Origin of the sequence: Micromonospora sp. NPDC023633 (genome assembly GCF_040640035.1) — a bacterium.
Taxonomy (GTDB): Bacteria; Actinomycetota; Actinomycetes; order Mycobacteriales; family Micromonosporaceae; genus Micromonospora.
Genome location: NZ_JBFABB010000005.1, coordinates 104,292 through 117,038 on the forward strand (window position 1 = coordinate 104,292; position 12,747 = coordinate 117,038).

The window sequence follows — 12,747 nt, forward strand, 5'->3', positions numbered from 1 at the left end:
TCACCACGCCGGGCGGGCGCCGGCCACGCCCCGGTCACGCGGGCACCCGTCCTGGTCACGCGGGCACCTCGGCGTCGTCGTCGACCACGGCGGTCAACTCGCCGCGCAGCCGGCGCAGCGCCGCCCGGGCCTGGTCGCGGGTGCGCTCGTCGACCTCCCGGGTGGCGTACCGGGCCTCGCGGTAGACGTGCGCGAACTCGGCCAGCACGTCGGCGCTGGCGATCGCCGGGACCCCCGCCGACGGGTCGCCCCGCAGCAGGCGGGTGACCAGGTCGGTGGGGGTGTCGCCGGTCAGCCGGGGCACGCCCGCCCCGGCGGCGGCCTCCTCCAGGCGCACCCAGCAGGCGATCACCGCCGTGCGGGGATCGGTGTGCCGGTCGTCCAGCTCCTCCAGGCCCGCGTCGAGGGCGGCGGCCACCTCGCGGGCGGTGCCCTCGGGCGTACGCCGGGGCCGCCGGGCCGGCAGCGCCCGGGTGGTGCGCCGCATCGCGCCCCGGACCAGCGTCCAGGTGAGGTAGCCGAACGCGGCGAGCAGGGCCAGCCCGAGCAGCACGACGACGGCGGTGACGACCCACTCCGGGATCCGCGTCCCGGTGGCCTCGGCGGTGTCCCGGGGCTCCACGGGGATCGAGGGGACCGGCTCGGCGGTCGGATACTCCGGGATGTAGGGGATGTTGTCGGCGGCGGGCGGGACCCGGCTGGCGCCGATCGACGAGTGGGCGGACGAGAGCGCGGCGACGGCCAGCAGGAGCACCACCGCCGCGACCGGCCACCACCTGCGCAGGACGCTGAGTTGCATCGAGGGCTACCTCCGGACCACCAGGGCGGGTCGCACGGGCCGACGCGTCGCGTCCGTCATCGCCACCGCCCCCACGCCTCAGTCCACCCCGGCCAGTTCCTTCGCCCGGGCGAACACGTCGTCCAGCATCCCTGGTGTCAGCCGCCCGGTGAAGGTGTTCTGCTGGCTGACGTGGTAGCAGCCGAGCAGCTCCGGCGCGCCCGTGCCGGACCAGTGTGCCCCATGGCCGAACGCCGGTCGCGGGCTGGGCGGGCGCTGGCCGTACACCTGGCGCAGCACCGGCCACCACGCGGCCCAGGCGAAGGCGCCCAGCGCGACCACGACGCGCAGGGTGGGCCGGATCAGCGCCACCTCGCGGTGCAGCCACGGCGCGCACGTGTCCCGCTCGTCCGGGGTGGGCTTGTTGTCCGGCGGCGCGCAGCGCACGGCGGAGAAGATCCGCAGGTCGCGCAGGGTCAGACCGTCGTCGGCGGCGACGCTGGTCGGCTGGTTGGCCAGCCCGGCCCGGTGCAGCGCGGCGAACAGGACGTCGCCGGAGCGGTCCCCGGTGAAGATGCGGCCGGTGCGGTTGCCGCCGTGCGCGGCGGGCGCCAGGCCGAGGATGGCGATGCGCGCGTCGGGGACGCCGAGACCGGGCACCGGGCGGCCCCAGTACTCCTGGTCGCGGAACGCCGCCCGGCGGGTGCGGGCCACCTCCTCCCGCCACCGCACGAGGCGTGGGCAGGCGAAGCAGTCGCTGACGGCGGCGTCGAGGTCGGCCAGGTCGGTCGCCCGCGCGGCGCGGGCGACCACCTCGTCGGGCGTACGGGGCTCAGCCAAGCTTGGCCCGGAAGAGTTCGAGGGTGCGGGCCCAGGCGGTGGCGGCGGCGCGCTGGTCGAAGTGCTCCGGCCGGTCCTCGTTGAAGAAGGCGTGCGAGGTGCCCGGGTAGTCGTAGGTCTGGCAGGTGCCGCCGGAGGTCTCGATGGCGCGACGGACGGTCCGCACGCCGTCGGCGGTGGAGGTGCCGTCCTCTTCGGAGCAGTGGATGAGCGCCGCCTTGCCCGCGTAGTCGGCCCACTCGGAGCGCATCCCGTCCCAGGGCAGCCGGGGGTAGAAGGCGGCGGTGGCGACGATCCGCTCGGAGCGGGTCGCCGCCCAGAGGGCCAGGCTCGCGCCGGCGCAGAAGCCCGCGCAGCCCACCTTGCCGGTGACCTCGGGCCGCCCGGTGAGGTAGTCCGCCGCGCCGGCGATGTCCGCCGCCGCCTCGTCCATCTGCGAGCTGTTCAACATCTGCCGGGGCTCACTCGGCTTGCTGGCCGGGCCGCCGTGCCGGAAGTCCGGGGCGAGGGCGACGAAGCCGGCCTCGGCGAAGCGGTCCACGACCGCCCGGACGTGCGGCACCAGGCCCCACCAGTCCTGGATGACGATGACCGCAGGGCTGGTCGCACCGCCGGAGGGTATCGCGAGATACCCCTCGCTCGTCCCCCCGTTGCCGCGGTAGCTCACCATCTCGCCCATCGGCCGTCCTCCTAGCGGTCAGTCATCGTTGGCTGGTCGCACAGTGGTGCTACGTGCCGGTAGCCTGCCACGCCGTGAGCGCCCCGGGGAAGACGCCGGAACAGTGGCATTCACCTCCTGTTCGCCCCCCGTCCCCAAGGACGCCGACGGCGGCGCGGACGATGTCCGCGCCGCCGTCGGCGGTGTCGTGGTGCCGGGCGATCAGGCCTTCTTCGTCAGGCAGAGCAGGTAGCCGGTCTTGCCGGGCTCGATGCTGTAGTAGACGTAGCCCTCCTGCCCCTCCTTGATGTACTGCCCGCACGCCTCGCCGGAGCGGGCCTGCGCCTGGGTCTGCCCGTCGACGCGGCCGACCACGTTGTAGATGGCGTCGGTGGAGGTGCACTCGACGACCTTCGCGCCGTCGACCTCCTCCTCCTTGGTGCCGGTCACCTCGGGCAGCTCGGCGATGCAGTCGCCGACCTTGGCCTCGGCGGTCTCGTCCTTGTTGAAGAAGTTGCCGATGGCCGAACCGATGCCGAACTTGAGGCCCGCGACGACCAGGAACACGACGATCGCGCCCACGATGCCGAGCAGCTTCTTGGACCCGGACTTCTCCGCCGGGGGCGGTGCCTGGACGGCCGACGGGGGCTGGGCGGCGTCCGGCGCGGGGGGCGGTGCGACCTGCTCTGACACGCGTTTTCCTTCCGGGGGGTGAGTGAGCAGACGACACCGTAGCGACCGGGACCGACAGCCGTTACCCCGCTGGACTCATCCGTTCAGCTATTTCCCAGCTTCACGGCATGATCCGCTTCACGTCCGGCTCGGGGCCGGCGTGCCGGTCGGCGCCGCCGTCGGCGCGGAGGCCGTGGTCGGGGTGCCGCTCGGGGCGGGCGTGGGCTCGGCCGGGTCCTCCGACGCGGCGGGCGGCGGCAACGGTGGCACGCCCGTCGGCGGCAGGGAACCCACCGGCGCCCGGGGCGCGAACGGCGCCTGCTGCGGGCAGTACGGGTAGGAGCGCAGCAGCGGGTTGCCGAGGCCGTTCGGGTCCCGCGCGTCCAGGCAGTCCGGGTAGCCGAGGCGGATCGGGTCGCCGTTCTGGTCGAAGAGCCGGGCGTTCTCCACCAACCGGCCCTCGCTGTCGTAGACGAAGACGTCCCGGACGTGGGAGTAGCGGTCGTCGATCGAGGTCTGCTCGTAGCCGAAGTCCCCGCTGCCGACGCGGCCGTTCATGTCCGCCAGGCCGACCAGCCCGAAGATCACCAGCACCGCGGTGCCGGCGTGCAGCATCCGCCGCTTGGGCCGGGTCAGGCCCGGCGTGTGGTGGCCGAGCCAGATCGAGGCGAGCACGCTGCCGGCGAGCAGCACCAGGCCGGCCAGCGCGCTGCCGTTGAGCTCGGGCAGCACGCCGAACGTGTCGCCGGTCGTGACCACCGTGACGAGCATGGCGGCCAGGTAGCCGCGCAGCACCCACCACGCCGGCCGGAGCAGCCGGAGGAACTCGCTCGCCGAGGCGTACCCCAGGGGTGGTCCGAGTTGGACGTCCCAGCGGTGCGCCCGCGCGCGGAACCGGTCCACGGCGGCACCGAGGCGCCGGTCCAGGCGGCGCCCGCCGGTGGCGGCGACGCCGACCCCGGCGGCGGCGCGCAGCTCGGCCGCGTACGCCTCGGGCTCGCCGAGCCGGTCGACGAGCGAGCCGTCGGCCTCGGCGGCGACCTCGGCGAGGTGCTCCGGCAGGTCCTCGGTCAACTCGTCGCGGTGCGCCGGCGGCAGGTCGGCCAGCGCGGCCCGGACCCGTGCGGCGTAGTCCGCGATTTCCTGCTCCGTGACGGTCATGCCGCCATCCCCCGATCGTCGAGCAGTGCGTCCATGGTGGTGGCGAACGAGCGCCAGAGCTTGCCGGAGCGGGTCAGCTGGTCCCGGCCGGCGGCGTTGAGGGAGTAGTACTTGCGGTGCGGGCCGGACTCGCTCGGCACGACGTAGGTGGTCAGCAGGCCGGCGGCGTAGAGCCGGCGCAGCGTGCCGTAGACCGAGGCGTCGCCGACCTCCTGCAACCCGGCCTCGCGCAGCCGGCGCAGGATGTCGTAGCCGTAGCCGTCCTCCTCCCGGAGCACGGCGAGGACCGCGAGATCCAGTACGCCCTTCAGCAGTTGTGTGGTGTCCACGCAATGCACACTACTACGCAATGCGAAGTACCGTCAAAGGAACGCGCCGCGCGGGTCAGGCCGCGCCGAGGCTGACGGACGCCCTGTCGGGTGCTGCCGCACCGGGCCTGGCGTGCGGACGGCCCAGGTTCAGGCGGGTGTCAGGCGCCAGTAGCCGAGCGGATTGTGGAAGAGGTCGTCGGTCTCGTGGCGGTCGTCCGGGCGGTGCTCCAGCAGCCAACGCGGGGAGTCGGCGCTGAGACGGAACCCTTCGCCGTCGGCCATCTCCACTGCCCGATCGTCGGTCAGGAGGTAGAGCGCCAGCGTGTCCATCAGGGTGACGCGGTCCTCGACCCCGCCGTCGGTGGCCAGCAGTTCCACGTCGGGCGCGCCGAGCAGATGCATGCCGCAGCTGTGCAACGACTCGCCGGCGCGGATCGGTCGCTTGACCGAGGCGCGGTACAGCACGCCGGCCAGCTCCGCGTCCGTCGTCGCGGCGGCCGCCTCGTCAGCCAGGGAGAGCCACCGGTCCCGGCCGTGCGCCACACCGTTGCTCTCGTTCTTCACAGCGGTGGCACCGGAGCGTAGGAGCGCGGCCGACACGGCCAGCGCCGCGCGCGAGACCTCCAGCAGCGTCGGCCGCAACAGCTCCGGCGGCATCGTGACCGCCCGCAGGGGCCGGGACAGCACGTACGCGACGCTGTCGTGCGCCGCTACCGCCTCCCAGTCGGCGTCGGTGAAGCTGGCCCCGGCCAGGCTCGCCTCGAACGCGTAGGACATCCGCGGGTCGTGCTCCCGCTCCGAGTACTCGTCGTCGAGCGTGAAGCCGGCCGCAGCTCCCGCCTCGGCCGCGACCTTGCCCACCGTGTCGAAGTCCAAGCCGGCGCCGAGCACGCACAGCACCGGACGGGGCAACAGCTGATCGGGATCGGCGAGCATGGCGAGAACATACCGGGACCCCCGTCGCGCAGCCGGGTCGCCGGCATCCCTGCTGATCCACCGTTGGCCGCCGCGTCAGGGGCTGCGTACGGCGGCACGCAGGCCCCTCGCCGGCCTGGACCTGTCGACAAGGCGCCACCAGATCAGGCGCCCGGCCGCCCGGGGCCGTTCCCGGCACAGACCACCCGAGGCCCGTGGGTGCGGCTCCGGCGCTATCGGTCCGCCGAAGCGGAGCGGAATGTTCGCCGATAGGCACGCGGCGACACCCCGGTGGCGGCCAACAGGTGCTGCCGGAGCGAACCACCCGAGCCGAACCCGGCCTGCTCGGCGATCCTGTCGACCGGGAGGTCCGAGCTCTCCAGCAGCTCCCGGGCGCGTTCGACCCGCTGCTGGGTGAGCCAGGTCATCGGGCTCACCCCCACCTCGTCCTGGAACCGCCTGCTGAACGTCCGCACGCTCATGTTCGACCGGGCGGCAAGCTCAGCCAGGGTCAACGGGCGATCGAGGTGTTCGAGCGCCCACACTCGGGCCTGTGCCGTCGTCGTCGAGTCCGCCTCGACCATCGGGCGCCGGATGTACTGGGCCTGGCCCCCGTCGCGCCAGGGTGGCACCACGCAGGAACGCGCAGCCTCGTTGGCGATCTCGCTGCCGTGGTCCCGGCGAATCATGTGCAGGCACAGGTCGATTCCCGCCGAGACGCCCGCCGAGGTGAGCACGCTGCCATCGTCGATGAAGAGGACGTCGGCGTTGACCGTGAGGTCCGGGTACAGGCCCTGAAGGCGGTCGGACTCGCGCCAGTGGGTCGTCACCGGGCGTCCGTCGAGGAGGCCTGCCGCCGCCAGGACGAAGGAACCCGTACAGATCGCCATCACCCGCGCGCCGGGGCGGACGAGCCCCAGCGCGTCCCGCAACGGCACCGGGAGGGCCTTCTCCTCGCCCCACTGCCGCCCGCTCGCGGAGGGCGGGATCACCACGGTGTCCGCCTGGGCCAGCGCGGTGTGGTCGTGGTCCACGGCGATCGCGAAGTCGGCCGAGGTGTCGACAGGGCCGCCGTCGAGCGAGCAGGTGGTCACCGAGTACAGCGGATTGCCGTCGGCGCCGAGGGCGGCGCCGAAGAGGCGCGAGGGGATGGCCAGCTCGAACGGGACGACGCCGGGAAGCGCGAGCACAACGACGCGATGCATGGCCAGATCCTGACACATGTTGTCCATCTGGCCGCGGCAGCGGCACTGCCCCTCCGGAGATGCTGGACGGGCACGGCCGCCTCACGCGGCCGGCACGACAGGTGAGGAGTCCAGTGACAAGCAGCTCAGGGCGAGCGCCGTACCGGATGCTCGCCGTCAGCCAGGACGTGGCCGGGCCACCCGACGTCCTGAAGATCATCGAGATGGCGCGTCCGGTCCCCGCACTCGGCGAGATCCTCGTCCGCGTCCACGCCGCGGGGGTGAACCCCACCGACTGGAAGACCCGCGCTCGCGGGCAGTTCGCCACCGGCGCACTCCCCCCGTTCGTCCTGGGCTTCGACGTCTCCGGGGTGGTCGAGGAGGTGGGGCCCGGGGTGACCCTGTTCGCGGCGGGCGACGAGGTGTTCGGCATGCCGCGCTTCCCGCATCCGGCAGGCGCGTACGCAGAGTTCGTGACCGCACCCGCCCGGCACTTCTGCCGTAAACCGGCGAACATCGACCACACGACCGCCGCCGCGCTGCCCCTGGCGTCCCTGACCGCGTGGCAGGCTCTCGTCGACACCGCCGACATCCAGCCGGGCCAGCGCGTCCTCGTCCATGCCGCCGCCGGCGGAGTCGGGCACCTGGCGGTGCAGATCGCCAAGGCCCGGGGCGCATGGGTCATCGGCACCGCGAGAGCCGGCAAGCACGACCTTCTTCGCGGACTCGGCGCGGACGAGTTGATCGACTACACGACGGACGACTTCGGCGTCGTCCTCCGAGACCTCGATGTCGTGCTCGACACCATCGGCGGGGACTACACCCCGCGCTCGCTGCGCACCCTCCGCAGGGGCGGGATCCTCGTCTCCCTCCTCCCCGTGGCCCCGGACTTCCCCGCCGACCTCGCCGAGGAACTCAGCGTCCGCGCCACCCGGCTCCTCGTCGAGCCCGACCACGCGGGCATGAGGGCGGTCGCGGATCTGGTCGCTCGCGGGCAGCTGCGGCCACTCGTCGACACGACTCTCCCGCTGAAGGAGGCGGCTCGCGCCCACGAGCGCGGCGAGACCAACAGCACCACCGGAAAGATCGTCCTTTCCGTCATCGCCTGAGGCCCGCCCTCGCACCCGCCCGCGAGGGCTGTAACCCAACCACGTCACACACAGAGGAGCTCCATCCGCATGAGCAACGCGACACGTACCAGCACGGCCGCCGTCGTCGAATCCTTCTTCGCGCGGTTCGGCGCCGGCGACGTACCAGGACTCGTCGACCTCTTCGCCGACACGTTCGACTTCGTGGTCGACGGGACCCCCAACATCCCCTGGTCCGGGCGGCGCTCCACCCCGGCCGAACTGCCGGACTTCTTCGGCTCGTTCGGACGCGTACTCGGACCGGCCCAGGAATACGAGATCACAACGACGGTCGTCGACGGGGGGAACGCGGTCGTGCTCGGACACAACAAGTTCGAGGTCCTCGATCGGGCCTGTCGGCGTGTTCCGCCTGGGCCGCCGCGGCGGGGTGCACGGGGGTCTGCAGGTGAGGTCTCGGCCCCCCGGCCGGCACCCCACCCCCCCACGCCGTGCCTCACCGCCGTCGTGGCGCGGGGTCTCCAGGTTCTCCCGGGCGGTTCAGGCCAGCGACCAGGCGATGCCGTCGAGAATGTCGTGCTCGGAGGCGACCACCGAGTCCATCCCCGCCCGCTCCATGATCACCCGGAGCACCAGGGCGCCCGCCCCGATCACGTCCGCCCGGCCCGGGTGCATCACCGGGATGGCCAGCCGCTCCTCCCGGCTCTTGCCGAGCAGGTCGGCGGTCACGTCGGCCACCGCGTCGTGCGACACCCGGGCGTGGTGGATGCGGCCCGGGTCGTACTCCTGGAGGCCCTCGGCGATGGCGACCACGGTGGTGACGGACCCGGCGAGCCCGACCAGCGTGGCGGCCTGCCGGCCCGGCACGGCCTCCAGCGCCCGCTCCACCGCGACCGCGATGTCGGCCTGCGCGGCGGCGACCTCGTCCAGCCCCGGCGGGTCCCCGTGCAGGTGCCGCTCGGTCATCCGGACACAGCCGATGTCCATCGAGATGGCCGCCTCGACGCCGCCCGCGCGGGTGCCGACGACGAACTCGGTCGAGCCGCCGCCGATGTCGATGACCAGGTACGGCTCGCGCGCGTCGGCGGGCAGCCCACGCACCGCGCCGGTGAAGGAGAGCCGCGCCTCCTCGTCGCCGGTCACCACCTCGGGCGCGACCCCGAGGGTCCGCTCGACCATCTCGCGGAACTCGGCGGCGTTGGAGGCGTCCCGGGACGCCGACGTGGCGCACATCCGGACCCGCTCCGCGCCCAGCTTCTCGATCTCGGCGGCGTAGGAGGCCAGCGCGATCCGGGTGCGTTCGATCGCCTCCGGGGCCAGCCGCCCCGTCTTGTCGACGCCCTGGCCGAGGCGGACGATCTCCATCCGCCGGCTCAGGTCGACCAGCGGCGCCTCCGGACCCGCCGAGGCGTCGGGCAGGTCCGCGACCAGCAGTCGGATCGAGTTGGTCCCGCAGTCGATGGCGGCCACACGCGTCGTCACGGCAGCAACCCTACGTCAGGCGCGGGCGGGCCGGCAGGACGTCGTCGCGGCCGAGCAGTTCGGCGCCGAGCGGCGTCAACCGGTGCAGCACCGCCCCGCCGTCCCGCACGCTGCTGACCAGGCCGGCCGCCCGCAACGCGCCCGCGTGCTCGGACGCCGAGGAGACGCTGATCCCGACGGCCCGCCCGAGCGTCGTGGTCGTGTGCCGGCCGGGGCCGCCGAGCCGGCGCAGCACCGCCGCCCGGGTGGCGCCCAGCAGGCGGCCGAGCGGATCGGCGACGCTCGCCCCGACCCGGCGCGGCATCGGCGCGGGATACACCACCAGCACGGGCCGGTCCGGCTCCACCAGCACCCGGGGATGCGGCCCGGCCAGCGGGGAGGGCAGCAGGAGCAGGCCCTGGCCGGTGCCGGACACCGTCGCGCTCCACCACGTCCGCACCGTCAGCGTCAACGTCGGCGCCTCCCACCGGATCGCCGGGTGCAACGCGTTCAGCAGACCGTCCAGCCCGTGCGCCGCCAGGTGCCCGGTCGCCTCGGCCACCTGGTACCGGTGCACGTCCGTCAGGTCGGCCCAGTGCGGCGCGAGCACCGCGTCGTGCCAGGTGCCCAGGGCCCGGCCGAACAGGCCCATCGTCTCCCCGTCGGCCTCGGCGAACCGCCTGCGCAACGGCGTCTCGGCCAGGTGGGCGTACGCGGCGCTGACCTCGGCCCGCACGCGCCGGACGGGGACGGCCCGGATCGCCTCCAGGCCGGCGGCGACCGACTCCAGGCCGTCCATCGGGGTGAGGAAGTCCGGCAGGCGACCGCGCGCGGGCAGCAGGTGCCGCAGCACCGAGGCGGCGGAGCGAACCCGGCCCGTCGCCGCCGCCGCGCCGGCGGCGGGGCCCGGCGCCGTCCGGGCCGCCTCCGCGTCGTACAGCGCCTGACAGGCCAGCATGGCAGTGCCCACCGGGTGCAGACGGTCGGCGAAGCGGACCCGGCACAGGTCCGCCGGGCCCAGGCGGAGACGAAGCATGCCAGCAGACTGCCTCCCTTCGGCCTGGACCGAAAGGGTTGCCCCGCAGGGGTCGCCCGATCCAGTGTGGACGCGGGTCACGGAGGGAGCGGGGCGTGCGACGGACGGTGGCAGTGCTGACGGGGCTGGTTCTCGCCGTCGTCGCCACGGCGTGCGGTGGGGACCGGGGTCAGTCCCGCGCCACGCCGGCCCCGTCGCCTTCGGGGGCCGTCGAACGCCCCGCCGCCGGCGACCACCGGCTCACCCTGCCGCACGGCGGGGCCGACCGCCGCTACCTGCTGCACGCCCCGCCCGGCTACGACCCCGGCCGGCCCACCGCACTGGTGATCGCCCTGCACTTCTATCCCGGCAGCGGCGCCCGCCTGCGGGAGATGGTGGGGCTGGACGCCGTCGCCGACCGGGAGAACTTCCTGGTCGCGTACCCGGACGGGCGCAACGGCGGCTTCAACGCGCTGATCTGCTGCGGGACGGCCGACGACGTGGGCTTCCTCAAGGACCTCACCGCCCACCTCGTACGGACGTGGCGGGTCGACCCGGACCGGGTCTACCTCACCGGGATCTCCAACGGCGGGGACATGAGCTTCCGCGCCGCCGTCGAGGCCGAGGGGCTCTTCGCGGCGATCGGCGTGGTCAGCGGGGGCTACAGCGGACCCCGGACGGCCCCCGAGACCTACGTGCCGAGGCGACCGGTCTCGGTGATCACGTTCATCGGCGGGCAGGACCGCTACGCCGAGGTCTTCACCGAGGGCGTGCGGACCTGGCAGCGACGGCTGCGTTGCACACCGGCGTCCGGCGCACCGCCGGCGGGCGCACCTCGCGTCACCCGCACCGACGCGCGGTGCGGCGACGGCAGCGAGGTCACCGTCTACGCCCTGCCGGACATGGGCCACTCGTGGCCGGGTGCGCCGACCGGCGAGCTGGCCGCCCCCGACGCGGGCCTCGTGGCCACCGAACTCGTCTGGGACTTCTTCGCCGCCCACCCGCGCCGGAGCTGAGTCAGAGGCGCAGCAGCATGCGGGTGTTGCCGAGGGTGTTCGGCTTGACCCGTTCCAGGTCCAGGAACTCGGCGACGCCCTCGTCGTAGGAGCGCAGCAGTTGCTCGTAGACCGGCTGCGGCACCGGCGCGCCGTCGATCTCGGTGAACCCGAACGAGCCGAAGAACCGGGTCTCGAAGGTGAGCACGAAGATCCGGGCCACCCCCAGCTCGCGGGCACCGTCGATCAGCTCCGCGACGATCCGCTGGCCGAGCCTGCGCCCCCGGCAGGACGGGTCGACCGCCACCGTCCGGATCTCGGCCAGGTCCTCCCACATCACGTGCAGCGCGCCGCAGCCGACGACCGCGCCGTCGCTGGCGCGGACCGCGACCCGGAACTCCTGCACGTCCTCGTAGAGGGTCACGGTGGCCTTGCTGAGCAGCCGCCGGTCGTCCGTGTAGGTGTCGACGAGCCGCCGGATGCCGCGCACGTCCGAGGTGCGGGCCCGCCGCACCACGATCTCGTCGGCCCCCGCCACGTCCTCGCCCGCGCCCGCCATGGTCAGTCCGCCGCCGGCACGTCCACGCAGGGCCCGGCCGCCCACCACTTCTCCACCAGCGCCAGCGTCTCGTCACCGAACGGGTTCACCCCGGGCCCGGCCCCGAGCGCGTGCCCGAGGTGCACGTGCAGGCACTTCACCCGTCCGGGCATCCCGCCGGCGGAGATGCCGGCGATCTCCGGCACCTCGCCGATCGCGTCCCGGCGGGCCAGGTAGTCCTCGTGCGCGGCACGGTAGCGCGCGGCCAACTCCGGGTCGGCGGCCAGCCGGTCCGCCATCTCCTTCATCAGCCCCGCCGACTCCAGCCGGCTGCACGCTGCGGTGGCCCGGGGGCAGGTCAGGTAGAACAGCGTCGGGAAGGGGGTGCCGTCGGCGAGGCGCGGGGTCGTCTCCACCACGTCCGGCAGGCCGCAGGGGCAGCGGTGGGCCACGGCCCGGGTGCCCCGGGGCGGGCGTCCGAGCTGCGCGGCCACCGCGGCCAGGTCGGCCTCGGTGGCCGGTTCGCGCCGCGGCGGGGGTACGGAGTCCGCCGCCGGCTCCTGCGGTGGTACGACAGTCACGATGCTGGTCTCTCGTTCGATGCTCGGGTGCTGCTCACTTGTCGGGCTGCTCGCCGTTGGCGGCCTGCACGCTCGACCAGAGGGTGTCGTACCAGGAAGCGGGGGTGACGGGCGCCGACGGGGCCGCGGACGAACCGGCGTCCCGGGCGGCGCCCTCCGGGTCGGAGAGCACCACCAGCAGCGTCTCGCCCGGGGGGCCCATGAAGAACCGCTCCCTGGCCTGGATCTTGATGTATTCCGGGTCCTGCCACTTGGCCGCCCGCTCGGAGAGTTCCTCGATGGCCTTCCGCTGGGCGGCCTGCGAGGCCTCCATCCGTTCGATGTCGGCCTGCTGGTCCAGGTAGACCCGCACCGGGTAGGTGTAGGCCAGGGCGAGCGCGATCAGCACCGCGAAGAGCACGGTGGCCCGCCCGGTGAAGCCTCGGGAGCGGGGTGCGGAGAGCCGCTTGACGGTGCCGGCGGCCGTACGACGGGCCGCGGCGGGCCGGCTCGCGGAGCGTACGCCCTCCGCGCCCCGGGTCGCCCCCGGCGCGCGACCGGCCGTGGCCCGCGA

General features: G+C 74.1%; 15 protein-coding genes. 2 read left to right on the forward strand and 13 right to left on the reverse strand.

All coding sequences use genetic code 11. The features are described 5' to 3' along the window. Positions 1–55 precede the first annotated feature (55 nt). The 8 genes from AB0G13_RS02925 to AB0G13_RS02960 all read right to left on the reverse strand — a co-directional run bounded on the left by AB0G13_RS02925 (position 56) and on the right by AB0G13_RS02960 (position 6,540). Positions 56–799, reverse strand: coding sequence for a DUF4129 domain-containing protein (locus AB0G13_RS02925; protein WP_357867975.1), 744 nt, complete (start codon positions 797–799; stop codon positions 56–58). Positions 800–877: 78 nt separating this feature from the next. Continuing rightward, positions 878–1,591, reverse strand: a complete 714-nt coding sequence (locus AB0G13_RS02930) for a uracil-DNA glycosylase (protein ID WP_357868014.1) — start codon at positions 1,589–1,591, stop codon at positions 878–880. 19 nt (positions 1,592–1,610) lie between these two features. Further along, positions 1,611–2,297: a dienelactone hydrolase family protein gene (locus AB0G13_RS02935; RefSeq protein WP_357867978.1), complete on the reverse strand. Its 687-nt coding sequence runs from the start codon at positions 2,295–2,297 to the stop codon at positions 1,611–1,613. A gap of 201 nt (positions 2,298–2,498) precedes the next feature. After that, positions 2,499–2,969, reverse strand: a complete 471-nt coding sequence (locus AB0G13_RS02940) for a hypothetical protein (protein WP_357867981.1) — start codon at positions 2,967–2,969, stop codon at positions 2,499–2,501. Positions 2,970–3,086: 117 nt separating this feature from the next. Continuing rightward, on the reverse strand, positions 3,087–4,109 hold the full coding sequence (locus AB0G13_RS02945) for a hypothetical protein (RefSeq protein WP_357867984.1): 1,023 nt from the start codon (positions 4,107–4,109) through the stop codon (positions 3,087–3,089). After that, complete coding sequence (locus AB0G13_RS02950; RefSeq protein ID WP_357867987.1) at positions 4,106–4,438, reverse strand: PadR family transcriptional regulator; 333 nt, start codon at positions 4,436–4,438, stop codon at positions 4,106–4,108. Before AB0G13_RS02950 ends, AB0G13_RS02945 begins: the two co-directional genes overlap by 4 nt. 129 nt (positions 4,439–4,567) lie before the next feature. Beyond that, complete coding sequence (locus AB0G13_RS02955; protein WP_357867990.1) at positions 4,568–5,356, reverse strand: hypothetical protein; 789 nt, start codon at positions 5,354–5,356, stop codon at positions 4,568–4,570. Between the two features lie 212 nt (positions 5,357–5,568). Continuing rightward, positions 5,569–6,540 (reverse strand): helix-turn-helix domain-containing protein, encoded by a 972-nt coding sequence (locus AB0G13_RS02960; protein ID WP_357867992.1) that lies wholly within the window; start codon positions 6,538–6,540, stop codon positions 5,569–5,571. Between the two features lie 113 nt (positions 6,541–6,653). Here AB0G13_RS02960 and AB0G13_RS02965 point away from each other — a divergent pair, with 113 nt between their 5' ends. Beyond that, the gene (locus AB0G13_RS02965; RefSeq protein WP_357867995.1) at positions 6,654–7,628 is read left to right on the forward strand and encodes an NADP-dependent oxidoreductase; all 975 of its coding nucleotides are present in this window, start codon (positions 6,654–6,656) and stop codon (positions 7,626–7,628) included. Between the two features lie 516 nt (positions 7,629–8,144). On the opposite strand, the gene AB0G13_RS02970 is transcribed toward AB0G13_RS02965, so the two are convergent. Together AB0G13_RS02970 and AB0G13_RS02975 are read right to left on the reverse strand one after the other, a co-directional pair. After that, entirely contained in the window at positions 8,145–9,074 is a 930-nt protein-coding gene (locus AB0G13_RS02970; protein WP_357868016.1) for a Ppx/GppA phosphatase family protein, read from the reverse strand. Between the two features lie 22 nt (positions 9,075–9,096). After that, positions 9,097–10,101 (reverse strand): helix-turn-helix transcriptional regulator, encoded by a 1,005-nt coding sequence (locus tag AB0G13_RS02975; protein ID WP_357867997.1) that lies wholly within the window; start codon positions 10,099–10,101, stop codon positions 9,097–9,099. 95 nt (positions 10,102–10,196) lie between these two features. On the opposite strand from AB0G13_RS02975, the gene AB0G13_RS02980 reads away from it, so the two are divergent. Then, complete coding sequence (locus AB0G13_RS02980; protein ID WP_357867999.1) at positions 10,197–11,096, forward strand: PHB depolymerase family esterase; 900 nt, start codon at positions 10,197–10,199, stop codon at positions 11,094–11,096. A 1-nt stretch (position 11,097) separates the two neighbouring features. On the opposite strand, the gene AB0G13_RS02985 is transcribed toward AB0G13_RS02980, so the two are convergent. The 3 genes from AB0G13_RS02985 to AB0G13_RS02995 all read right to left on the reverse strand — a co-directional run. Next, complete coding sequence (locus AB0G13_RS02985; protein ID WP_357868018.1) at positions 11,098–11,634, reverse strand: amino-acid N-acetyltransferase; 537 nt, start codon at positions 11,632–11,634, stop codon at positions 11,098–11,100. Between the two features lie 2 nt (positions 11,635–11,636). Further along, entirely contained in the window at positions 11,637–12,194 is a 558-nt protein-coding gene (locus tag AB0G13_RS02990) for a DUF501 domain-containing protein (protein WP_311414780.1), read from the reverse strand. A 34-nt stretch (positions 12,195–12,228) separates the two neighbouring features. After that, a partial coding sequence (locus tag AB0G13_RS02995) for a septum formation initiator family protein (protein ID WP_357868002.1) occupies positions 12,229–12,747 on the reverse strand: 519 nt, incomplete at its 5' end.